Annotated in this window: 25 protein-coding genes; 4 read left to right on the top strand and 21 right to left on the bottom strand. The window is 56.0% G+C overall.

Features of this window, described 5'->3' with window-relative positions:
- The first annotated feature begins 107 nt into the window (after positions 1-107).
- Together prs and dauA are read left to right on the top strand one after the other, a co-directional pair.
- Positions 108-1,055 carry a ribose-phosphate diphosphokinase gene (gene prs / locus AB8804_RS01695; protein WP_003856663.1) on the top strand — a complete coding sequence of 316 codons (948 nt, stop codon included), beginning with the start codon at positions 108-110 and terminating at the stop codon, positions 1,053-1,055.
- Between the two features lie 124 nt (positions 1,056-1,179).
- The gene (gene dauA, locus AB8804_RS01690) at positions 1,180-2,859 is read left to right on the top strand and encodes a C4-dicarboxylic acid transporter DauA (protein WP_371182351.1); all 1,680 of its coding nucleotides are present in this window, start codon (positions 1,180-1,182) and stop codon (positions 2,857-2,859) included.
- 56 nt (positions 2,860-2,915) lie between these two features.
- Here the strand turns inward: dauA and ychH are convergent, their stop codons facing one another.
- A complete protein-coding gene (ychH, locus tag AB8804_RS01685; RefSeq protein ID WP_371182349.1) occupies positions 2,916-3,191 on the bottom strand; it encodes a stress-induced protein YchH in 276 nt (91 codons plus the stop codon).
- 275 nt (positions 3,192-3,466) lie between these two features.
- On the opposite strand from ychH, the gene pth reads away from it, so the two are divergent.
- Both pth and ychF read left to right on the top strand, forming a co-directional pair.
- Positions 3,467-4,051, top strand: coding sequence for an aminoacyl-tRNA hydrolase (gene pth, locus AB8804_RS01680; RefSeq protein ID WP_008499504.1), 585 nt, complete (start codon positions 3,467-3,469; stop codon positions 4,049-4,051).
- A gap of 126 nt (positions 4,052-4,177) precedes the next feature.
- A complete protein-coding gene (gene ychF / locus AB8804_RS01675) occupies positions 4,178-5,272 on the top strand; it encodes a redox-regulated ATPase YchF (RefSeq protein ID WP_371182344.1) in 1,095 nt (364 codons plus the stop codon).
- An 83-nt stretch (positions 5,273-5,355) separates the two neighbouring features.
- Here the strand turns inward: ychF and AB8804_RS01670 are convergent, their stop codons facing one another.
- The 20 genes from AB8804_RS01670 to sctW all read right to left on the bottom strand — a co-directional run bounded on the left by AB8804_RS01670 (position 5,356) and on the right by sctW (position 24,798).
- The gene (locus tag AB8804_RS01670; protein WP_371182342.1) at positions 5,356-5,904 is read right to left on the bottom strand and encodes a hypothetical protein; all 549 of its coding nucleotides are present in this window, start codon (positions 5,902-5,904) and stop codon (positions 5,356-5,358) included.
- A 73-nt stretch (positions 5,905-5,977) separates the two neighbouring features.
- Entirely contained in the window at positions 5,978-6,772 is a 795-nt protein-coding gene (locus AB8804_RS01665) for a hypothetical protein (RefSeq protein WP_371182340.1), read from the bottom strand.
- Positions 6,773-6,845: 73 nt separating this feature from the next.
- The gene (locus AB8804_RS01660; protein ID WP_112011594.1) at positions 6,846-7,094 is read right to left on the bottom strand and encodes an acyl carrier protein; all 249 of its coding nucleotides are present in this window, start codon (positions 7,092-7,094) and stop codon (positions 6,846-6,848) included.
- Complete coding sequence (locus tag AB8804_RS01655) at positions 7,087-8,991, bottom strand: hypothetical protein (RefSeq protein WP_371182336.1); 1,905 nt, start codon at positions 8,989-8,991, stop codon at positions 7,087-7,089. The genes AB8804_RS01660 and AB8804_RS01655 overlap by 8 nt, the downstream gene beginning before the upstream one ends.
- An 86-nt stretch (positions 8,992-9,077) precedes the next feature.
- Positions 9,078-9,518, bottom strand: coding sequence for a hypothetical protein (locus AB8804_RS01650; protein WP_371182334.1), 441 nt, complete (start codon positions 9,516-9,518; stop codon positions 9,078-9,080).
- Between the two features lie 18 nt (positions 9,519-9,536).
- On the bottom strand, positions 9,537-10,673 hold the full coding sequence (locus AB8804_RS01645; RefSeq protein WP_371182332.1) for an IpaD/SipD/SspD family type III secretion system needle tip protein: 1,137 nt from the start codon (positions 10,671-10,673) through the stop codon (positions 9,537-9,539).
- 59 nt (positions 10,674-10,732) lie between these two features.
- A complete protein-coding gene (locus AB8804_RS01640) occupies positions 10,733-11,965 on the bottom strand; it encodes a hypothetical protein (protein ID WP_371182330.1) in 1,233 nt (410 codons plus the stop codon).
- Between the two features lie 48 nt (positions 11,966-12,013).
- On the bottom strand, positions 12,014-14,032 hold the full coding sequence (gene sctE, locus AB8804_RS01635; RefSeq protein ID WP_371182328.1) for a type III secretion system translocon subunit SctE: 2,019 nt from the start codon (positions 14,030-14,032) through the stop codon (positions 12,014-12,016).
- Complete coding sequence (gene sicA / locus AB8804_RS01630; protein WP_371182326.1) at positions 14,032-14,586, bottom strand: type III secretion system translocator chaperone SicA; 555 nt, start codon at positions 14,584-14,586, stop codon at positions 14,032-14,034. The genes sctE and sicA overlap by 1 nt, the downstream gene beginning before the upstream one ends.
- 137 nt (positions 14,587-14,723) lie before the next feature.
- Positions 14,724-15,821, bottom strand: coding sequence for an EscU/YscU/HrcU family type III secretion system export apparatus switch protein (locus AB8804_RS01625; RefSeq protein WP_371182324.1), 1,098 nt, complete (start codon positions 15,819-15,821; stop codon positions 14,724-14,726).
- Positions 15,822-15,830: 9 nt separating this feature from the next.
- The gene (sctT, locus tag AB8804_RS01620; protein ID WP_371182322.1) at positions 15,831-16,595 is read right to left on the bottom strand and encodes a type III secretion system export apparatus subunit SctT; all 765 of its coding nucleotides are present in this window, start codon (positions 16,593-16,595) and stop codon (positions 15,831-15,833) included.
- A gap of 12 nt (positions 16,596-16,607) precedes the next feature.
- Entirely contained in the window at positions 16,608-16,862 is a 255-nt protein-coding gene (gene sctS, locus AB8804_RS01615; RefSeq protein ID WP_044243276.1) for a type III secretion system export apparatus subunit SctS, read from the bottom strand.
- The gene (locus AB8804_RS01610) at positions 16,859-17,527 is read right to left on the bottom strand and encodes an EscR/YscR/HrcR family type III secretion system export apparatus protein (protein ID WP_371182804.1); all 669 of its coding nucleotides are present in this window, start codon (positions 17,525-17,527) and stop codon (positions 16,859-16,861) included. The genes sctS and AB8804_RS01610 overlap by 4 nt, the downstream gene beginning before the upstream one ends.
- Positions 17,520-18,446, bottom strand: a complete 927-nt coding sequence (locus AB8804_RS01605) for a FliM/FliN family flagellar motor switch protein (protein WP_371182319.1) — start codon at positions 18,444-18,446, stop codon at positions 17,520-17,522. Before AB8804_RS01605 ends, AB8804_RS01610 begins: the two co-directional genes overlap by 8 nt.
- The gene (locus tag AB8804_RS01600) at positions 18,443-19,426 is read right to left on the bottom strand and encodes a hypothetical protein (protein WP_371182317.1); all 984 of its coding nucleotides are present in this window, start codon (positions 19,424-19,426) and stop codon (positions 18,443-18,445) included. Before AB8804_RS01600 ends, AB8804_RS01605 begins: the two co-directional genes overlap by 4 nt.
- Positions 19,407-19,868 carry a type III secretion system protein gene (locus AB8804_RS01595; RefSeq protein ID WP_371182315.1) on the bottom strand — a complete coding sequence of 154 codons (462 nt, stop codon included), beginning with the start codon at positions 19,866-19,868 and terminating at the stop codon, positions 19,407-19,409. The genes AB8804_RS01600 and AB8804_RS01595 overlap by 20 nt, the downstream gene beginning before the upstream one ends.
- Positions 19,852-21,147, bottom strand: coding sequence for a type III secretion system ATPase SctN (gene sctN, locus AB8804_RS01590; protein ID WP_371182313.1), 1,296 nt, complete (start codon positions 21,145-21,147; stop codon positions 19,852-19,854). Before sctN ends, AB8804_RS01595 begins: the two co-directional genes overlap by 17 nt.
- A gap of 17 nt (positions 21,148-21,164) precedes the next feature.
- Positions 21,165-21,572 (bottom strand): hypothetical protein, encoded by a 408-nt coding sequence (locus AB8804_RS01585; RefSeq protein WP_371182311.1) that lies wholly within the window; start codon positions 21,570-21,572, stop codon positions 21,165-21,167.
- 11 nt (positions 21,573-21,583) lie between these two features.
- Complete coding sequence (locus tag AB8804_RS01580) at positions 21,584-23,635, bottom strand: EscV/YscV/HrcV family type III secretion system export apparatus protein (RefSeq protein ID WP_371182309.1); 2,052 nt, start codon at positions 23,633-23,635, stop codon at positions 21,584-21,586.
- A 44-nt stretch (positions 23,636-23,679) separates the two neighbouring features.
- Positions 23,680-24,798 carry a type III secretion system gatekeeper subunit SctW gene (sctW, locus tag AB8804_RS01575; RefSeq protein ID WP_371182307.1) on the bottom strand — a complete coding sequence of 373 codons (1,119 nt, stop codon included), beginning with the start codon at positions 24,796-24,798 and terminating at the stop codon, positions 23,680-23,682.
- Between the last annotated feature and the right edge of the window lie 9 nt (positions 24,799-24,807).

The following is a 24,807-nucleotide window of genomic DNA, read 5'->3' as shown; positions in this document are numbered from 1 at the left end:
ACGTTGCATCGCGCTCTTTAATACACCGCCTGGATAGCTATTCGCCTGGCCCGCACAGTTTGCGGCGAACGCTATCCACCACTGGACGCATGCCTGAGGTTCTTCTCGTGCCTGATATGAAGCTTTTTGCTGGTAACGCCACCCCGGAACTAGCACAACGTATTGCCAACCGCCTGTACACTTCCCTCGGCGACGCCGCTGTAGGTCGCTTTAGCGACGGCGAAGTCAGCGTACAAATTAACGAAAATGTACGCGGTGGTGATATTTTCATCATCCAGTCCACCTGTGCTCCAACCAACGACAACCTCATGGAATTGGTTGTTATGGTCGATGCCCTGCGTCGTGCTTCCGCAGGCCGTATCACTGCTGTTATTCCTTACTTCGGCTATGCTCGCCAGGACCGTCGCGTCCGTTCCGCGCGTGTGCCAATCACCGCGAAAGTGGTTGCTGATTTCCTCTCCAGCGTCGGCGTTGACCGCGTCCTGACCGTGGACCTGCACGCAGAGCAGATCCAGGGCTTCTTCGACGTTCCGGTTGATAACGTATTCGGCAGCCCAATCCTGCTGGAAGACATGCTGCAGCTGAACCTGGACAACCCGATTGTGGTTTCTCCGGACATCGGCGGCGTAGTGCGTGCGCGTGCTATTGCCAAGCTGCTGAACGATACCGACATGGCAATCATCGACAAACGCCGTCCGCGTGCTAACGTTTCTCAGGTGATGCACATCATCGGTGACGTTGCAGGCCGCGACTGCGTGCTGGTTGACGACATGATCGACACCGGCGGTACGCTGTGTAAAGCCGCTGAAGCGCTGAAAGAACGTGGTGCCAAGCGCGTGTTTGCTTACGCAACTCACCCTATCTTCTCCGGTAATGCGGTGAATAATCTCCGCAACTCTGTTATCGATGAAGTGGTCGTGTGCGATACCATCCCGCTGAGTGACGAAATCAAAGCGCTGCCAAACGTGCGCACTTTGACCCTGTCCGGGATGCTGGCCGAAGCGATTCGTCGTATCAGCAACGAAGAATCCATCTCCGCAATGTTCGAACACTGATCGAACACGGCCAAAAAACCCGCTGCGGCGGGTTTTTTTGTTTATAATTTTTATTTGTATGACTAATGCCTCCTTCACCTGCCATTCACATGACAGATGATGCGCCCATGGATGAAAGATTATTGTGAAAAACGCTACTTCCTCACAAGTTCTCCCCTTCCGCGCCCTCATCGACGCCTGCTGGAAAGAGAAATACACCTCGTCGCGCTTTATTCGCGACCTGATCGCCGGGATTACCGTTGGGATCATCGCGATCCCGCTCGCGATGGCGCTCGCCATTGGCAGCGGCGTGCCTCCGCAGTATGGCCTGTACACATCGGCCGTCGCCGGGATCGTGATTGCGCTGACGGGCGGCTCGCGCTTTAGCGTCTCCGGCCCGACCGCGGCCTTCGTGGTGATCCTCTATCCGGTATCGCAGCAGTTTGGTCTGGCAGGGCTGCTGGTTGCCACCCTGATGTCCGGCATCTTTTTAATTCTCTTCGGGCTGGCCCGCTTTGGCCGCCTGATTGAGTACATTCCCCTTTCCGTGACGCTGGGGTTCACCTCCGGGATCGGCATCACCATCGGGACGATGCAGATAAAAGATTTCCTCGGCCTGCATATGGCGCACGTTCCCGAGCATTATCTGCAAAAGGTCGGGGCGCTGTTTATGGCGCTGCCCACCGCCAACCTGGGCGACGCCGCCATCGGGATTGTCACGCTGGGCACGCTGATCGTCTGGCCGCGCTTAGGTATTCGTCTGCCGGGGCATCTGCCCGCGCTGCTGCTGGGCTGCGCGGTGATGGCTATCGTCAACCTGCTCGGCGGGCACGTGGCCACGATCGGCTCACAGTTCCACTACGTGCTGGCCGACGGTTCGCAGGGCAGCGGTATTCCGCAGCTCTTGCCGCAGCTGGTGCTGCCGTGGGATATGCCCGGCTCCACCTTCACCTTGAGCTGGGACTCTCTGCGCGCGCTGCTGCCGGCGGCGTTCTCGATGGCGATGCTGGGCGCGATTGAATCGCTGCTCTGCGCGGTGGTGTTGGACGGCATGACCGGCACCAAGCATAAGGCCAACAGCGAGCTGGTGGGCCAGGGCCTCGGCAACATCGTGGCGCCGTTCTTCGGGGGCATCACCGCCACGGCGGCCATCGCCCGCTCCGCGGCCAACGTGCGCGCGGGGGCAACCTCCCCGGTCTCGGCAGTGATCCACTCCGTGCTGGTGATCCTCGCGCTGCTGATCCTCGCGCCCCTGCTCTCCTGGCTGCCGCTGTCCGCCATGGCGGCGCTGCTGCTGATGGTGGCGTGGAACATGAGCGAAGCGCATAAGGTTGTTCACCTGCTGCGCCGCGCGCCGAAAGACGACATCATCGTCATGCTGATCTGCATGTCGCTGACCGTTCTGTTTGATATGGTCATCGCCATCAGCGTGGGGATCGTGCTGGCGTCCCTGCTGTTTATGCGCCGGATTGCGCAGATGACGCGCCTCTCCCCGGTGAACGTCGACGTGGCGGAAGACGTGCTGGTGCTGCGCGTGATTGGTCCGCTGTTCTTTGCGGCGGCAGAAGGCTTGTTTGGCGATCTGGAGTCCCGCATCGCGGGTAAACGCGTCGTGGTGCTGAAGTGGGATGCCGTGCCGGTGCTGGACGCAGGCGGGCTGGACGCCTTCCAGCGCTTCGTTGCGCGCCTGCCGGAAGGCTGCGAGCTGCGGGTCAGTAACCTGGAGTTTCAGCCGCTGCGCACGATGGCGCGCGCGGGCGTGCAGCCCATTCCGGGCCGCCTGGCCTTTTATCCAAACCGTGAAGCCGCGCTCGCCGATCTGTAACCCATAAAAAAAACGACTCCGAAAGGAGTCGTTCGCGTATTCATCAATCCGTTTTGTTAGCTATGCTTGTGCTGGTCGCGGCGGCAACGTTTGTCGTAATGGCGCACCCACCAGTATCTGTCGCTTACCTGCTCATGGCCGCTGACGCGCGCTCCTGCAAGCCACAATACGGCACCGAGGAAGATGCTCAGCACCGCGCCATGGGCGAAGTATTGTGGGAGGTCAAGCTGTGGAAGCTGGTTTAAAATAGAATATCCAACCCCGGCGACCATCACGAACAGTCCCAACCCCATCAGCACGTTACCGAGTATCGAAGCGTTTTTGCGTTTCATGTGTCACCTCCGGAACTTTTGGGTTGTAAGGGATAAAGCCCCTAATCCTTGTGTGTAAAGTATAGACAACGCGGCTTTAATGAGTTGCGGGAACGATCACAATTATGTAACCCGCCCAGACAAAAGTTTACAAATAACTGACTGAACAACATGAAATTGTAATGGTTCACATCGGTCATTATTCATCTCTTGATGTTTATGGCGCGGAACTTTGTCAAGCGGCGCGTCAGACAGTAAACTACGCGCCAAATCTGGAACCCCTTAGGAATTGAATCGTGACGATTAAACTGATTGTCGGCCTTGCCAACCCGGGCGCAGAATACGCCGCAACGCGCCATAATGCCGGAGCATGGTACGTTGACCTGCTCGCCGAACGGTTACGCGCGCCTCTGCGTGAAGAGCCAAAATTCTTCGGCTACACCTCACGCATCAATCTTGCAGGTGCGGACGTCCGCCTTCTGGTTCCCACAACCTTTATGAACCTGAGCGGCAAGGCCGTGGCCGCCATGGCGACGTTTTATCGCATCAATCCGGACGAAATTCTGGTGGCGCACGACGAGCTGGATCTTCCTCCCGGCGTGGCAAAATTCAAGCTTGGCGGCGGCCACGGCGGCCACAACGGCTTAAAAGACATTATCAGCAAGCTGGGGAATAACCCGAATTTCCACCGTTTGCGCGTTGGAATCGGCCATCCGGGCGATAAAAACAAAGTTGTCGGTTTTGTCCTCGGTAAACCGCCGGTTTCAGAGCAGAAACTGATTGACGAAGCGGTAGACGAAGCGGCGCGTTGCACCGAAATTTGGCTCCAGGACGGCTTAACCAAAGCGACAAACCGGCTGCACGCCTTCAAAGCGCAATAATCGGCGCGTCAGGGCTTTTTTACCGCGCGCCGTGCGGGTTACGTGTATAATAGGCGTAGTTATTTACTTTTCATCAATCGGTTAACGCTAACGGATTGATTATCAAGACATTAAGGTGATTTAGAAATGGGATTCAAATGCGGTATCGTCGGTCTGCCTAACGTCGGCAAATCCACCCTGTTCAACGCGCTTACTAAGGCCGGTATCGAAGCGGCAAACTTCCCGTTCTGTACCATTGAGCCAAACACCGGCGTTGTCCCTATGCCCGATCCGCGTCTGGACCAGCTCGCGGAAATCGTTAAGCCGCAGCGCATTCTGCCGACCACCATGGAGTTCGTAGACATCGCGGGCCTGGTAAAAGGCGCCTCCAAAGGTGAAGGCCTGGGCAACCAGTTCCTGACCAACATCCGTGAAACCGAAGCGATCGGCCACGTGGTGCGCTGCTTCGAAAACGACAACATCATCCACGTCAACAACAAAGTGGATCCGGCTGACGATATCGACGTCATCAACACCGAGCTGGCGCTGTCCGACCTCGACACCTGCGAGCGCGCGATTCATCGCGTGCAGAAACGCGCTAAGGGCGGCGACAAAGACGCGAAAGCCGAGCTGGCCGCGCTGGAAAAATGCCTGCCGCAGCTGGAAAACGCGGGCATGCTGCGCGCGCTGAAAACCCTGACGGACGAAGACAAAGCGGCGATCAAATACCTGAGCTTCCTGACCCTGAAGCCAACCATGTACATCGCCAACGTCAACGAAGACGGCTTTGAAAATAACCCGTACCTCGACAAAGTGCGCGAAATCGCGGCGGCGGAAGGTTCCGTGGTGGTTGCCGTGTGCGCAGCCGTAGAAGCGGACATCGCCGAGCTGGACGACGCCGACCGTGAAGAGTTCATGGCCGAAATGGGTCTGGAAGAGCCGGGCCTGAACCGCGTGATCCGCGCGGGCTACGAGCTGCTGAGCCTGCAAACCTACTTCACCGCTGGCGTGAAGGAAGTGCGCGCATGGACCATCCCGGTTGGCGCGACCGCTCCACAGGCGGCGGGTAAAATCCACACCGACTTCGAGAAAGGCTTCATCCGCGCGCAGACCATCGCGTTCGAAGACTTCATCACCTACAAGGGTGAGCAAGGCGCGAAAGAAGCGGGCAAAATGCGCGCTGAAGGTAAGGACTACATCGTAAAAGATGGCGATGTTATGAACTTCCTGTTCAACGTCTAAAAAACAAAACGGCGTTTATGAGGATCTTCAGCGCCTCATAAAGCAGCCAAAATATAAAATCCACGCCAGCGCGTGGATTTTTTTTACACGTTAGAGACGCGAGACGCTCCGTTCACGACCCGGTAGCGGGAATAATCCCCTTCCCGCGGCGCCTCCGGGCAAAGGGCCGGCCAGTTGTCCTTCCACACCCGCAGCAGCGAATGAAGCGTGAGCGCGTTTCCGATGCCAAGCTTACGAAGCGCCTTGACCTTATGCGAGCTATAGGTTTTTCGGTTGAAATACAGCAGCTCGGCCATGTCGTCGGCATCGGACTCTTCGCACATTACCCTGATCGCCCACTCCTCTCTCTCGGTTATGCGTGGTCTGCCCAGAGCATTAATCCGATGGCCAGACAGGTAATAGGCATAGGTTTCCAGGGGAACATCGCGCTTAAAATAAAAACTGCGGCAGTGCAGCAACGCGCTGTAAGGATCGAATATTCTGTTTCTACGCAATTCGCCAGAATCAAAAATATAGGCCGAGCGCAACCCGGTATCAAAAATGACCAGATGGCGGGTATTCACAGCCGGCATTTCTTCCGCGATAGCCTTCAGCCCCCCGATAAAATAGTTATCATTTGAAATAATTCGCACCTGTCCGTCCGTTTAAATTTGCTGAATTATAGAAAGGCGCCCGCAGAGGCGCCTTGTGTGATTACATCAAAGACTACATGGAGCAATGCTTCATCAGGACAAACAAAGCGTCGTTGCATTTCGCCGGATTACGCATATAGGCTTCTGGCGAAAAAATCTGCAGCGGCAATCCCGCGTTCGTCAGCACGGTGTGATTATAGGGAGATTTTGTATTCACCCCTTTCGCCTCGCAGATCTCTTTATATCGCTGAGGAACGGAAAGTAATGAACAGAAGGTATCGTAACGCTGCGCATCCGCGCCCAGTCGTTCGGCGATCAGCTTTTTTACGGCCTGCGGATCGTCTTTGGAATGATTAATACTCTCAATATCTGCCGCCGTGAGCTTATTCTCACCGACCGTTTCCCCTAGCCAGCGCTTGATGCAGGCCGAGGCGTTTGTGCCCGAAACGTCACCGTTCTGGATAGCATCGGCTATTTTGCCCGGCTTCTTCAGCGCCGCGTTAATCGTCCGAATTTCACCCTTTTCAAGGCTTTCCCTGAACATACCGGCCATGTAATCCGGATCTTTATCCATGCGTTCCGTCATGGCCAGGCTTAGCGCTTTCGCCGCAGCCGGTTGGATAGTATTCAGCTTCTGGTTACCCGCAGCCATACACTTATTCGGCACAAGCGAGCCCAGCGCCGAGGCAACATGCTGAAGACCGGAGCGAATGGACCTGCCCATCGTTTCCAGCGAGTTTGCAACGCGTTCCAGACAGGAAAGAAAGCCTTGTTTAATGGTTCTGAGACCCTCACCCACGGCGGTTGTCACGGAATGTAAAACGCTATGATCTATTTTTCTCGGCTCAAAGCCGGAGTTAATTGACATGGACGCCATAAATATACCTTTAGTTAGTGAAAAACGTCGCCACCCAGAGAACATGGCGACGGTGAAAATAGCATCAGTGAACTGACGCCACGTGGGTGACAATATCCCCCACCGTCAGCTCGCTCGTTATTTCAGACTCATGAATAGCGACGCCTATTTCCTCAAGACGCATCAGCAGGTCGATCAGCTCAATCGAATCCATAAGCAGGTCGTTCACAAGGCTATGGTGTAATGAAATATCCTTCGGCAGCACGCCGTTCACCTGATAAATAAGGTTGGCGACCAGCGATTCTGCATGGTTATCCACTACCACATCACTCATCGTCGCGCTCTCCAGCCGGGTTAGCGTTCGTCACGCTGACGTTTGTCGCCTCGGTATTTCTGGGCACGAAGGATTTGGGTTGAGGGACGTCAAAATTCCACCGGCTGCGCGTTCTTACCGTGGAATACACCTGCCCCGGCGCGGTGCTGCTGGCCGGTCGGGATGCGCCGGCAGACGCGGGCTGCGCCCCGGCCTTCTGCGCCTCTTCGAAATATTTGATTCGCCCGGCGATGCTAAATGGATCTGCGGTATTCGCCCGCGGCGTCGGAATGCCCGTCGCGGCAGTCTGCACGCGGCCATCCGCTTCGTCGACGGACGCGGAGGCTGACGCCTCATCTGGCCCCGCGTCGCCCAGGGTGAAACGTTCGGCTACGCTGGGCTCAGGCAGGTGTGAAGACGTAACCCTGACCGCCTGGCGAACTGTCGGGCCGTCGCGCAGTACGTCACTGGTCGATATCATGGGCTCGTCCACGGGCGGCTGCGTCACAGGTTGTCCGGCCGTCGGCGATGCTACCGGACGTTGACCATTTACCGGCCTCAGGGTGGGGAACGCTTCCACCGGCTTATTCATCGGCACGAAGTGATGCACCTTCGGCTCACGTCGGCTCCACGGGTCCAGCGTGCGCTCGGTGGTGTAGATCTGGGTCGTCTTATTTTCACCGGCAGAACGGGCTGCTGGCGTTTGGGTTGCTACGTTGCGCGACGGCTGCTCATCCTGCGGGCGAGTGCGGGGCTCGTCCACTCGCGGCGGCGTTTCCTGCCCACGGGTAGAAACGTCCCTCGCCGGGTCTTGGATCCGCGCATTCGGCTCCTGCGCGCGCGTCCTTTGGGAGTCAACGTCGTCAGTGCGCCTGTTTACGCTATCATCGACGGGCGGAGCCTCGCTTTGCTGAGCGAAAGGAGGAATGACCGGAGGCGGTTCGGTCACGCTATCCTGATTATCCACCCTGACGCTTTCGATATGATCGATAACGCGAGAACCATATTGCGAGCGGAGAATGAGCGAAGCCAGCTCTCCCTTTTCCTTTGAGCTAATGTCTAGCTTCCCGAGGATTTCAAGCCTTCTGGTGTGAGGGTCGACGGGCGCAGATTGGCCGCCCGGGTACACCGGGGCATTGGAAATATCACCGTTGCGGTTCGAGTTAGAGTTATTAATGTGAAGCGTCACGCCGCCCTTGTCTGCTCCACCGTAAATGTCGTATCTGCGGCCATCCGGCGTCGCTTTTACCGGTTCAGGCGCTGGCTTTTCGGGCTCAGCGTCAGCGGGCGGTGCATCGAAGTCATGCCTGATCAGCGCCTTAGAGACGGCCGCGCATTCGTCTATCAGCATGCTCATATTCTGAACCAGCAATTCCCAGGGCTTACCCGGCTCGCTCATCACGTCCAGACGCCGGTTCAACACCGTGCTGCAGGCATTGAGCTGTTCGTTAAACGTCTCTTTATCCTTGACGTCAATGCCCTGGCTTTCGTGATACTTGAGCCACGCCGGATAACAGTACGTTTCCATAAAGTTATTAATGAACTTTTCACCCGCGCCACGGGAAAATTTGGACACCAGATCGTCAAGCTGACCGGCGATTTTCTTCTCATCCCTCTCGCGCCCGGCCAGATTGGCCAGCTTGTTGCTGACGCTTTCCAGCTTTGCCTTATCCGCCGGCGTGCCGTGCTCATTCACCTGTTCAGAGATCAATCCGATAAGATCCCTTGCCCGCGTCCCGTTATAGGTCAGGCTGGCATTGTGCAGTTTATCCGGCACGCCTAATTGAATTTCAGAGCGCAGGGCGTCGCGAGCGAGCGTTTCGTCATGAGGTTGCGTAATAAAACTCTCGCGCGCCGAGTTATTAACGTGCTTGAGCTTCGCAAGCAGCTCGTGCTGCTGCATGGCGTTTTTTGCCACCCCGTTGCTTTGCGCGTTTGGGCGTATTAATTCTATTTGCGAGTAACTTCGGGTAATTCCGCGCATTCAGTTATTCTCCCAGTGAGTTATTTTTGAAACTTGACGCAGGGTAAAAGACATTGCAGCAGCCCCTGCCAGAAACGCTGAAAAAATGATTTAGATTTTGAGCTGCATTCCGGGGCTTTATAATGATGAACCTCCGGGGGCGCGATTGATTCGCGCCACGTTTGTTCCGGCTGGACGTGCGCCGAAAATAACTGCGCGGGTAAACGCTGCTGCGGAAACATCATCATGTGTTGTGGTTCGCGCGCTGCGGGCGGCAATTTTGCACCGGTGCAATAGCTAAGTACGCGCACCTCCTCTCTCTTTGCGTCTTCGTTATCAGACCATGCGAGCGTTTCGGTGCTGATTGCCGCGCTAAATTTAAGACCGCCCATGCGGGCATAATATGCAGATGCGGTTTCACAAACACCCTGCCCCGGCAGGCATGCAAGAGTCGCGTTTGAATAGTCATTATTCACTGGCATGGCTGTTCACCTGTTAACTCACCCCAGTGCTTTAAGCACGTCTTTAGCGCTGTCGGCCATTGAGCTAATGGCGCCGCTCAGCACTTTATTCAGGTTATCGAAGGTGCTGTTGGCCTGCGTATATCGCTGGGCGAACGACTGCATATTACTTTGCAGCCCGGTGCCAACGGCGTTAAAGGACGCCAGCCATGCCTGGTAGCTGGAGGTAGAGACTTTTCCGCCGCCATCGCTTGGATAATAAGGACGGCCGTTATATTGATCGAGATTGAAGCTTATTTTTCCGGTGCTCTGGTCAACCTTAAAGGCAGGCTCAAGCGTGGCAGTCATGCTGGCCTTTTGCGCATCGGTCATTTTATCCCAGTTGTCGACGCTGCCGAGATCCATGCCCTTAACGGCATTATCAAATTTATCGTATCCCCCCTTCATCGTGTTGTTATTAAAGTCGACGTTATTACCATCCTCACCGGCCTTTACCGCATCGGCGCTGGCTTTCTGCACATATTCGTTGTAGGCCTCATACATCTCCGTATATTTCTGCATCAGGCCAGCATAGAAATCGACGTAGTTAGTTCTGATATTTTTAATGGCCTCGGCCATTACCGCCCAGAGCTTGCTGTAGCTGGTATGCACCGAAATCTCGTTATCGCCCGTCCTGGCTTTGGCGTCCTTTTCAGCTTCGGCAATGTCGTGGAGCGAGGTTTGGATCGTCGCGTTGAGCTGGTTCTCAGAACGCCTGGCCTTGATGCGGTTTGTATCGAGCTCATCTTTAATCGTCCCCAGGGCGGTGGCCGTTTTATCAACCTGCTCGTACTGGGCGGAGATCATCTTTGCCACGGTGGCCTTGTCATCGCTGGCTAACGTGCCGACCTTATCATTTGCCGCCTCTATGTCTGCCAGCGCGGTGCCCACCTTGGTTTTGAGTAAATCCGCATCGCCGTCGTCCAGGCCGTGCTGCTTCAGCACGTTTCTTACATCCTCAAGCTGATTATGACTGTCCGTAGAGGTTAAGGCGGACATAAGCTGTTTTAATAACACCGTATTCAGTTCCGAGGTTGAGCCCACGCCAACTTCCGCAACCTGCGAAGCAGAAATCATCGGCGTTTCAACAACTAAAGGACGAACGGGCGCTGTCGCGCTGCCGCTAACTGGAAGCATATCTCTATATCCTTTACGAAAAGGGCGGGATGACTCCCGCCGGGAAAGTGAGCCGATAATTAACGCATGCGCTCGGCGATGGTTGAGGCCGCGCTGTTGTTAGCGTTGAGCACATTTTCAGCAGCCTGGGCAAGCGCGGCGCGGGTATCCGCCGCTTTTTTCGCCACTTCTTTATGGGTATTGGCCAGTTCGCTGTTCTGGTTGCCGTCGGCGCGGGCTAAATCTGCCTCGCCCTGCATTTCGGCGGCGTTAACGTTATATGCCCCTTCGGTAATATTGCGGGTGGTATTCGCCAGCTGGTTGCCCAGCTCGGTGACCACGCGCACTTTCTGCGTGTTGTTCTGCACTTCATTGTGCTTGAGGTGCTTCTGCGACGCGGAAAGCTGCTCTTCGCCCTGGGTTTTGCTCATGGTTTCTTTGACCTTGCCGTCCATGCGCTGTCCTTTCATAACCATGTTGTCGCCAGCGCTGCCGATGGCATTTTTCTGCTGAGTAATACCGAATTCCTGGTTTTTCGCTACGGCGACGTTGTTTTTCAGCGACGCATTCTCCTTACGCAGCGCGTTGGTGGACGCCACCGCCATGCCGCCCTGGGCAACCGCAGCGGTTACGCCGCCCACGATGGCGCCATCACGGCGCTCTTCCGCGGCTTCAATCCCCTTCTGCGCGCTGCGCGCCGTGGATTCGATAAAGCGGTTCGAGGCTTTCGCCGCCGACATGTTCTGCGTATTTTCACTTTCCAGCAGCGCCACGGTCAGCTTATTGCTCAGCACGATCTGGCTCATCGGGCCAACGACGTTGATAAAGGTCGGCTTGACCGAATCGGCACCGGTAATATCCGTGCCGCCAGCAACCGTTGGCTGGGAGCGGGTCTGCCCCACCGCGTTGGTGGTGGTGTTCCCTGTGGTGTCAACCGCGCTTTTGCTTTCTGCCGCTTTGTTATTGGGCTGGGTGATGTTGGTCTGCGCTGCCATCACGCTCGGCATCGCGGACGCCATACGCTCAGACTTATTCGCGTCCCCTTCTCCGGCGGCGGAAAGCGTGACGGTAGACATCGCGCTTTGGCTGTTAACATCGTTACCCCCGTTGCGCTGCGCCACGGCGGCGGCCTGGGCCTCATCGCGTCGGGCGCTTTGCATATCCATCACGGATGAGAGCATGCCCTTTTCGCTGGCCCACTCGGACACGGTCTGCAGGCTGCGCGTTTCCGGCTTCGCATTTTCCGTCCTTTGACTCTCGTTGAAGTCAATCTGGACGGGACGTACAGATACGTTAGAAATAGACGTGGTCATTGAATTAATTACTCCTGTTATGAATCGCTCTGTAAAAATGCACGTTGCTTAACCGGCAACGGCACTCATCTGTTTGGTGATGTATCGACCGGCCTGCATCTGGGTGTCGGCCACGGCAGAAATGTTTTTCACGATTTGGTTAACCGTCTCCATGCGGTGCGTGAAGGTGTCGATGGCACGATTCATCATCTCGTTGAGCAGCTCCTGCAGCGCGGCGTCTTTCATCATCTGAGCCTTGGTCTTAGAGGCTTCAACCATCATGTCGGCCACCACGATGCTGCCAGCGACCTGAATGGAGGTGTTCACCACCGCCGCGCCGGTCACCGCCATCTGCGTACGGTTGTAGATGGTGCCCATTTTGACTTCGTCCATGCCCGCCGCGCGGCCAAAGCCCTGAAACACGCGCTTGAAGGCCTGCGCGAAGGCGCTGTCCATCAGCCGCTGCATGGTGGTTTTGGTTGCCTGTTCGGTCACCTCTTTCGCCACCTCTTCAGACACCTCCTTCGCGGCGGTGCGCAGGGTGGTTTTCGCCAGATCCTGAGTCACCTCTTTCTGCACTTCGGCGGCTACGCTTTTGCCCATGGTCTTGCTGGCCTCTTCACCCACTTCGAGGCCGATCTTCTTCATCACGACGCCAAACACCTTGCTCAGCGCGCTGCCCGCGACGATCACCCCGGCGACCAGCACCGCGGCGGCGGCGATAGCGCCCAGGATCTTGCCGACCATTTCGGCCGTCTCTTTATCGACGCCCATCGCCTCGAGGATCCCGGCGAACATCTTGCCCATCAGCTCCATCAGCGGCTTGACGATTGCATCCATCAGCGGCTTCATCGCGTCGGCCATAAAGGAGTTGCCGGTGATCGCCTGGTTAATCTCATCACCGATCGCCAGCGCCAGGCCGACGGCGGCCAACGCCAGCGAAGCCCCGCCGGTGAACGCGGCGGCAACAAAGCTCACGGCGGTAATGAGCCATCCGAGGACCTTCCCGATACAGCCCATCGTTTTTTGCATTTCCTCGGCCTTGCGCACCTCTTCTTCGTACTCTTTGGCCTTTTTCTCCGCGTCCTTGGCCGAGGCTTCCGCCAGCTTCTGCTTCAGCTCTGCGGTAGCCTGCAGATCGTCACTGGAGCTTTTGGCAATCAGCTGCGACATCAGCGCCATCAGGAAGTTGAGGCTTTTCGACTGGTCGTCGTTGTGCTTGCGCTGGAACTCCACGGCGCTTTGCTGCTGCGGGGTGAGCGTGTTAACCAGCGCCTGGGATTTGCTCTGCGTCGCCTCCAGCGCCATGCGCGAGTTCGATTCAGCGGCTTTGGCCGGGTTCAGGGTCTTTTCGACAAAACCGTTGTACAGACCGGTCGCCGTCGTGAGCGCGAGCTGCGCGCTGGTCACCGCCGTCTGGGCCTTGTCGATTTGCTTTTGCAGATCGTCCGGCACCGGATCCTGCCCGGCGGCCTGATTCTTGAGCGCGTCCAGCTCCGCCTGCGCGCTGTCGAGCGCCTTTTGCGCGGCATCGACGCCGCTGGACAGCCCGTCGGCCTGCTGCTGCGCCGCCTTCAGGGCGTCGGAATCGGCGGCCCACTGGGTTCCCTGCTGCTCCAGCATCGCGGCCATTTCAGACCATGCGCTGGTGGCGCCCGACATCATCGCGTTGAAGCTGTTGAGCTGAGAGAGCATTTTCTCAAGCGAGGTGTTGGCCGTGAGCTGGGTAATTTTCCCGAGCAGCTCGGTCAGCTCGGCCGCGCTGGAGCGCTGGCCGCCGCCGCTGGCCGCCGCCTTTGCCTCTTCGCCCTGCGGCGACTGAAGCACCGGCATCTCCTGGGCGTTAACAGCCGCCTTGCCGCCATTGCCCCCCAGCGCCTGCTGGGTATTTTTCAGCACCGCCAGCAGCTGCTCCGGCTGTAACGATTGCACGGCGCTTTTGACGCTTCCCGCCTGCGCGTGGTTTTTGTAGCCGTCATTGCCCAGACGACGGGCCTGTTCAGACTGCTTTTTAAGTTCGTCTTTTCCTATTTCCAGACTGACCTGGTGATAACTCCCGGCATCCTGGCTATCGACACGCATATTCATTACAATTCCTCATATTCATTGTTCTGCTCCATCTCATTGGGCTGGTCGCGCTTTAATTTATTCATCGCGGAAAGATAAGCTGCAGTTTTCTCGATTAATAATGGATCGCGGCAGCGCTCCATAACGATTTCAAAACATTTTCGGGCCTGCGCCGCCTGACGCTGCATTAAATTACATTGCCCGGCGTAAAACATCGGTCGATAATCTTCCTTCGACAAGGAGTAGGCGAGCGCGTAGAAATCAATGGCTTTCGCATAATTCTTTTTCAGCTGATACACCGCTGCCAGCCCCATCGCGTATTCCGGGTTGTAAAAGTCATAAATACAGAGGAAGCGGAACAATGACTCTGCGTCATTCAGCTTGCCCTGGTGATAAAAATCATATGCGAGTTTATAAACATCCTGCATCGTGTCGCTGGATACGCCGTGGATATCCTTCATCGTTGCGCCATTCTGAAGGGCATCCAGCAAACGGTCGGAATAAACGTCCAACTCTTCATCCGTTTTATAAGTCTCATCGTCGGTGAGAAATTCAAGCATATTTTTATCAACCATCTGTGTCTCTTCCCTTATTAATAAGCAACGTATAAGTCACGCAATTGACGTATGGACAGACAGCCAAGAAGATATAAACATCTTACTGTTGTCCATGGGTCGTTAATACAAAAAAACCGCACAGCTCCCGGGCTGAACTACTGAAGGGGGCCGCTCTCGGCGTCAGGCTTTGCTGGGGTGGGATCCGCATCGAGGGGGGCAATTCCTGCCGCTTCAACCTGGCGCAGCCAGATGAGCACGTCCATGACGTCCATCAGCACATCATCTTCCAGCGAAATAAAGCTGTACTGGCTGTAGGTGTGATAAAGCCGACGCGTCAGCGGGATATTACGCACCACCGGCACGCCAATTTTCTCGGCGTAGGCAATCGCGGCCTTCGCCTTCAGGTTGGTGCAGCGCAGGGCAATAAACGGCAGCGACGCGACCTCGGGGTTAAAATAGACCGCCATGGCGATGTGGGTCGGGTTCGCCAGCACCACTTCTGAATTGCGTACCGCCGCCATCTCCTCGCCGGAAAGCAGATCCTGATGCGCGCGGCGCCGCGCGCTTTTAATTTGCGGGTTGCCGTCGCTCTCCTTGTGCTCCTGCTTCACCTCGTGTTTATCCATTTTCATATCTTTAAAATGGAGGAAGTACTCAACCAGGAGATCGGCCAGCAGCACAAAGAGGGACCAGGCGATAAATACCATCACCGCCTTCACCGCCAGCGCCACCCACACAGCTACCAGCCCCGGCATGTCGGCGCGATACAGCGTCAACGCCTGGCGGAGATCCTGCTGAATCAGGCTATGGCAGGTGGCGGCGAACACCACCAGATAGCATATCGACTTCACCAGCTCCTTAACGGTGCGCATGCTGAATATTTTCTTCACCCCCTCGACGGGGTTCAGCGCTTTGAAATTCAGCTTGATGGCTTCGGTCGCCAGGGTGAATCCCGTTTGCAGCAGGGTGGCGGCAAAACCGACGAGGGTACAGACCGCAATAAAGGGCAACGCCAGGGTGAAAAAGATCCTCGCGAGCTCCAGCAGGAATACGCCCATGCCGGGCCGGGTCGGATACTGCAAAAGATGCGTATAAAATGAGATAAAGGGGCCGAAGCTCACGGCATGCGCCAGAAAATAAATCCCCACCAGCAAAATAACGGTGGTAATGACGTCTTTACTTTTGAACGTCTGCCCTTTTTTTGCCGAATCTTTACGCTTTTTACTGGTAGGTTGTTCTGTTTTTTCAGCCATTGCGCCCTCTCAGGAAATAAACTGACGGAAGTCGGCAATGGAAAACAGCTGCAGCGGTTTCTCGGTTAAGGCCTGGAAACCGTAAAACAGAAAAACGATAAAGGCGATGGTGCTTTTCACCGTTAGCGACAGCGAAAAGGGGTTGAGCTGCGGGCAGTAGCGCGCAAAGACGCCCAGCAGCATTTCCGCCGTCATCATCACCAGCATGATCGGCGCTGCCAGCATGATGCTGTTTTGCATGAGCACCTGAAGCAGCACGCCCGCATGCTCCCAGCGTATGCCGTCCAGCGAGCTGCCTCTCGGCAGCATCTCGTAGCTCTGGACCATCACCTCCATCAGCTTCAGCATCCCGCCGCTGACGAAGAAAATCGCGCCAAAAGCAAAGCTGAGAAAGCCGGACAATATTGAACTTTGCACGCCGTTTACGGGATCGATACTGTCGCTGATGGTGGCCCCGCGCTGGTTATCAAGTATTTCCCCCAGGCCAGTGACGATCCAAAAAGGAATACACAGCGTGACCGCCAGAATTAATCCAACGACGAACTCTTTTATCAGAATAATAAACCAGCCCTGCTCCGGCGTAACTACCGTGGAAAAACTCGGCCACAGCCCGATAATCGTCAGCGCAATAATCGTATTCTTGATAACTAAATTGGATAAGACCCGTTCGCCTAGCGCTGGCAGCATATAAAAAACGATTGCCAGCCGTGCGTACACCATCACAAACGTCAGCACGCTGTGCTGAAAATTAAGATACAACGCAACAAACAGCATAGTGATTCCGTGTTAGCGAAAAGCCATATAAAAAGCCTGGTTAGCAAAGTTCATCATTTCTGCCGAGAACCATTCAATCAGCATAAAAATACTGGCGAAGACCGCCAGCATCTTCAGGCCAAACGGCAGCGTCTGCTCCTGAATTTGCATAATGGTCTGGAATAAGCCAACAATAATGCCGACCACGGTGGCAAAGGCAATCGGTACCGCGGTTAGTTTCAGCACCACGATCAGCGCCGTATTTCCAATAAATAAAACGTTATTCATGATGTCATCAGATCGGCATATTGAGCGATCAATCCTTTGGTTAATAAGGCCCAGCCGTTCATCGACACAAACAGGATAAGTTTAATCGGAATGGAGATCGTCACCGGGCTCATCATCATCATCCCGAGCGCCAGCAATATGCTGGAGACCACCATATCAATCACGACAAACGGCACGTACAGGTAGAATGCAATTTTAAACGCGCTCTGAATTTCGCTTAATGCATACGCGGGCATCAGCGTCATGAGCGACAGCGTGCTCAGCTCATGATCTTCCACTTCCGGCACCGGCTCGCCGCTGCGCTGCTGCTGGACCTTATTGAAGAAGCGGATCAGGTCGTGATCCGAGTAGCGCACCAGATAGTCGCGGTAGCTCCCCAGCCCCTGCTCCATCAGCTGCGTGACCGACGCGCTGCTGTTGAAGTCGATATGGTTCGATTCGATGTACTCGGAGATGCGCTGGCACACCGGCATCATCACAAAGGCACTTAAGATCAGCGCCACGCCGTTTAGCGTCAACGTTGAGGGAACCTGCTGGATCCCCAACGCGTTACGCACCATGATCAGGACAATCGAAAACTTAATAAAGCAGGTGCCCCCTGCGATAATAAAAGGCAGCAGGGTAAAGAACGACAGCAGGGCAATAAGGGAAATATCGTTACTCAGCATCGGATGCGCCCATATTCCCGATAAGCCCAGCGTTGACGTGATTCACTTCGACGGCCAGCGTGCCATTTTCCAGCGCCACCAGCTCGCCGCGCGCAAAGAGCTTCTTGTTCAGGTAAATCTTCATGTTTTTTTCCGCATCCTGCGGCAGGGGCAGCGCGGCACCGGGTCGGATATCCTCCAGTTCGACCAGCGTCACCCTGCTGCCGTCGAGAACAAACTCAATCTCAACCGGCAGGCTGGCCCACTCGTACAGCGTTTCGTCCTCATCGCGGTACTCTTCTTCATGTTCAACATACTGCTCTTCCACAACAACCTCCTGATTCAGGGTATAGCTCACTCGATAAATGCGGCGCGCGCCGACGGTCAGATACGCCTTGGGGCGCTTGATTAACAGCAGATCGCCTGGCGCAACGTCCATCAGCTGCGACAGGCTGAGCAGGCTGCTTCCCAGGCTAAACTGCAGCGGGTACGGAATAAGCCAGGCCGGGATGCCCGGCGTGCGGTACCGCGCAAGCGGATCTTCCGGCCAGTCCAGGCACCACAGCGGGCAGGGATCCGCGTGCAGCATGAGCGCGGCGGGAGGAAGCTCAGCCACCGCTGGCGTAATCGCCTCAACGGACCAGACCGTTTCGGCGAAATAAAAATTCAGCCCGAGCCTGGCCAGCCAGCTCGCCAGATAGTCCACCGGCACCTCCTTCCACGGGATGGCGGGGAGATGAAGGTTCATCTGCCTGAGCCAGGCGTCGACGTCAAACCAGGCCTGCGCCCGGTCGTCGTTCTCGTTACGCAGCCTCAGCGGCAGGTAGCGCGCATCCGGTGCCGGGTGCGAAACCTCACTGCCGGGAAGCCGGTTGTGCAGCTGCAGCAGCTGCTGCTGGTCTTCACAACGCGTGCGCAAATGGCGGCGTAAACTCATTCTTGCTCCTCATCCTGCTGGGGCTGCTGCTCGCGCCTTTGCTGTTCGTCCCGTTCATGCCTCGGCTGTAAAAGCTCCGGCGAATGCCCCGCCAGCGTGCCCAGATTGCGCGACAGCGCATCCGCCGCGCGGGCGTCCGACGGCAGCAGCGTCATGTTGCCCTCCCGCAGGGCCTGCGCCGGAATGGTCACCTTCACCGAGTGGTCGCCTGACCAGCGCTGGAACGAATAATCCACCTCGAGCGTTTGCGCCTCTTTGGCCGACGGCGCGGCCGTCGCGGCGTTCACCTGGCCCTTGAGCTGCTGCAGGGTCGCCGGTACGGCCCTGGCCTGCACCTGCCGTTCGCTCTGGGCGTTTGTGCGGAAATCAACCGCCCTGCCCGGCGCTAAAATCGGCCTCTCCTCGCTCAGCTCATCCTTACGCCGCGGGCTGCTCTCAGGGTCATGGCTCGCGCCCTCGCTCTGCGTCACCCGCGCGGTGAGCGGCTGAGAAATGACGGCGGTCTCTGCCCGCGCGGCCTCGACGGCCACCGGCTGGGCGATCGCCCTGGCCACCGCCTGCCTGACCGGGGCGATCGCCGCGCGAGGCGCAGATTCGCTCTCTTTCGTCGGAGCGGCTGCGACAGTCGGCCTGTCGCCGGATGCCAGCGGCCTGATAAGCGTGGCTTCAGCGCGGGCGGAAGCCGCCAGCATCACCTTCTGGCGCAGGCCGTCATCGCTGCGGCCCAGCGGCCGCGCTGGCTCTGGCAGCGCCGCGGCGCTGGCCGCCTTATTCTCCTTCTGCTGCCATCCGCCGCCGGTGAGCGCGCCGTTGAGCACCTGCACCAGCATCTGCGCGGTGACCGCCGCTGACGACGGCTGTTGATCAAGCCGGTTTTGCTTTTTCTTCTTATCCACCCATTCAAGCAGCGCGCTGTCATCCGACGCGGAGCCGCTATTAAGCGCGGTATTCACCTTAACCTCAGAAACTTTTTCGACCATATCCCGCCATCTCCTGGATCTCATTTTCAGCAGCGTTGTCACAGCGGCGAATATAATCGCGGCGCAGTGGCTGCAAATAATAATTCAGTTTGTAATGCTTCTTATCCAGCCGGGTCATTGAGGCGCGCAGCTGCTCTTTATTGTGCTCAAGCTTCTGCTGTTCACTCTCGAGCTGATTTATCTTATGGAAGACATATTGCTGGTGCGTAAGTAACGCGCCCTGCTGCCTTATGCCTTTATAAATATCCGCCCGGCTCATCACCCCCGCGGGGGTCAGCATTTTTATTTGTTGATTGATATCCGAAAACTCCTGCTGATATTGCTGTATCTGCATATTTACCTGGGCCAGGCTATTTTCGGTTTTAACAATATCCTGCTGTAATACCTGCTGCTTGCGCTCGAGCATGCCGACAAATTCGCGGCCTTTACGCCACGCTTCCATATAACGCCTCCAGACAGGCCTGCATGCCCGTTTTTTCGCTCATCCGCTGCTGCAGAAAAGCCTCCATCTGGTCTTTGCGATCGAAGGCGGCATCGTTGTCCGTATTCTCACCCCGGCGATATTCCCCCAGGTCGAGATAGAGCTGCATATCCTTCTGGCGCACGAGGAACTCGCGAAAACGCGTTGCCAGAACCTGATGATCCTCGCTGGTCACCTGGGTAAAGACGCGGCTGATGCTTTGCATGACGTCGATGGCCGGATAGTGCCCCTTGGCCGCCAGCTTTTTGCTGAGGTAAATATGGCCATCCAGAATTGACCTCACCTCATCGCCGATAACGTCCGACTCTTCCTCGTTTTCAATCAGGACGGTATAGAACGCGGTTATCGAGCCTTTCAGAAAGCGCCCCGGGCGCTCCAGCAGCTTGGGCAGCGCCTCAAACACCGAGGCCGGATACCCTCTTCGCGCGGGCAGCTCGCCCATGCTCAGCGCCACGTCGCGCAGGGCGCGCGCGTAGCGGGTAATGGAATCCACGAACAGCAGAACGTTTTTGCCCTGCTCGCTGAAAAACTCCGCAATCGTGGTGGCGATCTGCGCCGCGTTGCAGCGCTCCACGCAGGATCGGTCGGACGTGGCGTAGACGAGGATAATCTGCGAACGCCGGGAGGAGCGCTTAAGCTCCTCAACAAACTCCGTCACCTCGCGGCCGCGCTCGCCGATCAGGCCGATAACGTAAATATCCGCTTCTGAATGTTCGATTATCATGCTCATCAGCGAGGTCTTGCCGCAGCCCGCCGCGGCAAAGATCCCCATACGCTGGCCCTGGCCGCAGGTCAGCAGCCCGTCGATCGCGCGGACCCCGGTCGCCAGCGCGTCGGCAATCGGTTTGCGCTGGGTGAAGTCTCGCGGCGCGCCGCTGGCATCAAGGCTTACGCCGCCCGTAAGCGGCGGCTGGACGGTTTCATCCAGCCGACCACGGATGGTGCCGGTTGCGTCAATGATGGCCCCGGCAATGTTCTCATGCACCTCGATACGAAACGGCTTACCGGTAGGCAAGAGCACATTGCTGCGGGAAAACCCCTGATTGTCATTAAGCAGGCTTAACAACGTATGTTCTTTGTTAAACCCGATAACCTGGGCAAAGCCCATAACCTGCGGCTCGAGCAGGGATTTCTGAATCTCACAAACCTCCCCGATGCGCGTTCCCGGCAAATGTGCTTCTATGACATTCCCCTGAATACGCAGCGGGTGTGCGAGATGAACCAGACATTGCGCAACCATCGAATTAGCCTCCGGAGTTAAACGAGCACGGACCGGTAGTCCTGCAGGATGGTCAGGAAGTGGTCGAGCAGCGGCAGGAACGCATCAGGGCTGGACATATGCTTCTCTTTGACCTGCGCGCGAAGCTCCAGGTGGCCGTCAACCGGGTACAGGCACGGCTGGCCAATATGGAAGAAATCCTCCTGATGATTCATCATCAGCGGCAGCAGGCTGGCGCTGCAGTAGGCCAGACTGGTGGGCGCATTTTCCATGACTTTCGCCCATACCCAGACTTCATCATTTTCCTCGCGGATATGAATAGTCGGAATGTCGTCTTTCATGGTCAGCGAAATTGTCGAATGATTATTTAAATCACTGTCCAGAATATCGCTAATGCCTGCATCGTTTAGCAATCTGGACAGTAATTCGACGATATCGTATTTCATTCTTACCTCTGTTATTTCTCTAATGTACCAATTACATCAACATCCACACCGGAAGCGACGTCACCATAAGAAAGCACTTCCATTTCTGGATAGCTGCCTTCAATTATTTTCTTCACAAAACGACGGATATCTAATGACACCATTAAAATAATGTCGCGCGCGTTCACGCCGTTGCTGCGAATACAGCTCTCAAGACTCTGGATAATATTTTCGGTTTCTGGCGGAGCCAGATTAATAAAGGTGCCGCCGGACGTCTGGCGAATGCCGCCGCGAACCAGGCCTTCCATATCATGCGACATCACCAGCGTGCGGATCCGCCCATTCGCGGCAAAGCGGTTGGAGATATAGCGCGATAAGACGCCGCGAACGTGCTCAACCAGCATAATCGGGTCCTTTTCCTTAGGAGCCCACTGCACCAGCGCTTCCAGGATCAGGCGCATATTGCGGATTGAAATACGCTCCTGCAGCAGGCGCTGGAATACTTCGGTAATGCGCTGAACGGTATTGTTGCGATAGCACTCCTTCAGCAGCTCAGGGTATTTCTTTTCCAGATCGTCGAGCAGCGTTTTGGCTTCCTGAATGCCGAAGAACTCCGAAATATTGTGCACCAGCAGGGTGGATATGCAGGCATAACACTCATCCACCGCCGAGCGGGAGTAAAATCCAAGCTCCAGCGCCGTCTGGCTATGTGACTCTGGGATCCAGTAGGCCACGCCCTGAGCGGTCTCCACCGCCTGCACGCTGTCGTCCATAACCTGCAGCTCTTCGCCGCGCAGCAGCACTTTGCACATTCCCGGCAGAATATCGTAGGCGGCAACCCGAATTTCGTTTATGGCCACGGTCAGCCTGCCGCGCTCGATGTGCTCGTCATAGTTCATGACCACTTCCGGCAGGCGGACGCCGTACTCGATAAAGAAATTACGCTTCAGCAGCGAGCAGAGATTGTGCTCTTTAAAATATTCCTCGTAGCCTTTCCACGCGGAAATAATCAGTGGAATGGTTTCCGGAATATATTCACCGTCAATCATCACCGGCTTGCTTTTCAATACCGGCTGTTCATCCTCTTCTTCTGCCGGTGCGGACGGCTTTTTGCCCCGCTTCTCGTCGATTTTGTCTTTGATATAGATGCCAAACAAAATCGCCGCGAGCAGCAAAAAGACGGGCAGCGGGAACCCCGGCAGCAGGCCAAGCGCGATGGCCAGCACGCCGGTAACCAGCAGAATAAATTTATTGGAGAACATGTCCTGGAGGATCCTTGCCCCCAGGTTGCTGTTTTCGCTGTTATTCACGCGGGTCACGATCAGCCCGCCGCTTATCGAGATGAGCAGCGCCGGGATCTGCGCCACCAGCGCATCGCCGATGGTCAACAGCGTGAAGACCGACATGGCGTGGGAGAGATCCATTCCGTGCTGCAGCACCCCGACGGAAATACCGCCGATAAGGTTCACGAAGATAATAATGATCCCGGCAATGGCGTCACCTTTGATGAACTTCATTGCCCCGTCGAGCGCGCCGTACAGCTGGCTTTCTGCCTCAAGGTCGCTGCGGCGTCGCTTCACCTCTTTTTCATCGATGACCCCGGCCTTCAGATCGGCGTCAATGCTCATCTGCTTGCCCGGCATCGCGTCAAGGGAGAAGCGCGCCGCCACTTCGGCAATACGCTCCGACCCTTTGGTGATCACGATAAACTGCACGATGGTCACGATGAAGAAGATAACGAAGCCGACCACCAGGTTATCGGCAATCACGAACTCACCGAAGCTGGCAATAATTTCACCGGCATCGGCATCGGTCAGCACCAGGCGGCTGGTACTGATCGAAATGGCCAGACGGAATATGGTCGTGATCAGCAATATTGACGGGAAGGTTGAAAACTCCAGCACCCGCGTAATATAGAACGAGCCGATGAAGATCAATAATGCCATGGTCAGGTTAAGACCAATAAGAAAGTCCACCAGGTACGTTGGCAAAGGAATAATCAACATCACCACCACCATGATCATTATCGACAGGATAATGAGCTCTGGCCGGCTGCGAAGCTGCAGAATAAACTTTTCAATCATTTTAGTTACGCATTAAGTTGAAGGCGATGGTTCAGCATCGGCAATTATTTATAGTGTTCGTTCCAGATGCCCGTGGTTTTCTCTTTTTCAGCCATTTTGCGTAATATCATGGATAAATGATCCACAATAATTTCGCGATACTTAATGTCTGCAAAAAGAAATTCAGGCGTCAGGTTAAAAATATTGCGCAATGCCTGCATCACCGTCGCCCGCTGTTTAAGCAACAGCAGGGACATAAATTCTTTACTGAATCGCTTAAGGACGCTCTTAAATTCATCAGTATCCACGAGGCCCGTAATATACAGCGCGACGATTTCGGCCTCCCCCGCCAGGAGGTGCTGGTTTCGCATTTGCTCGCGAAACGCAAACTGCGCAAAGTTCTCATTCAGCAGCTTATCGAGGGTGTTTAACACGCGCGCGTCCGACAGCTTGGCGCTCAGCGGGCCGAACTCCGAAGAGTGCACCCCCGGCTCGTTCGCCTTCATATCCGCGACCAGCGCGGCCAGGGTAAAGGTGAGCAGCCGGGTGCGGTTTTCATAGCCGTACACATCCACCCAGTCTTTGTAGATAAACCCCGCCGGCATATCCAGCTCGAGAAAGTTGAGGTAGCTGTTGCGCAGATCTTTCGCCGACAGCGGCTTGCCCTCGCTCTCCTGACTAAAACGCCTGGCCAGACGGCCAACGTTTATCCCGGACTGCATCTTTTTGCTGTCGCCGAACTTCTCCAGATCGGCAATCGCCTCTTTGATTTTCTTTTTCTGCAGCTCCGACAGCTGGCGGCTCAGCAGCATTTCCCGCAGCGCCAGCATCAAATCGCTGTCGTTGGGGAACAGCTGGCGGGCAAAGTTAATCAGCGTATTAACGTCGCGCAGTTTTGCCACCTGACGAATGAGCGTATCCAGCTTCTCATCGGCCTGATCCTCCAGCATGGCGGAGACGAAATCATTGTCCGTGCTGTCGTTTTTTCGCCCCATCTTGCTGAATCGACCAAAGGCGCTGAGGATGTCCGCCATCTCCTCCGCGGCATTGCTCAGCTCCTGCTGCAGGTTCAGAGGCTGTACTTCCTCTCCCCCGTCCGCCATCAGCGACCCAGAGTGACTCTGCGGCGCCGGGGTATCAATGCGTTTAAAATCAATGCCGGGGACAGAACGAATATTAATCACGAGAGCGGC

Origin of the sequence: Enterobacter sp. KBR-315C3_2022, assembly GCF_041399425.1 — a bacterium.
In the GTDB taxonomy this organism is placed as follows: Bacteria; Pseudomonadota; Gammaproteobacteria; order Enterobacterales; family Enterobacteriaceae; genus Enterobacter.
This window is presented reverse-complemented; position numbering and strand designations above follow the sequence as displayed.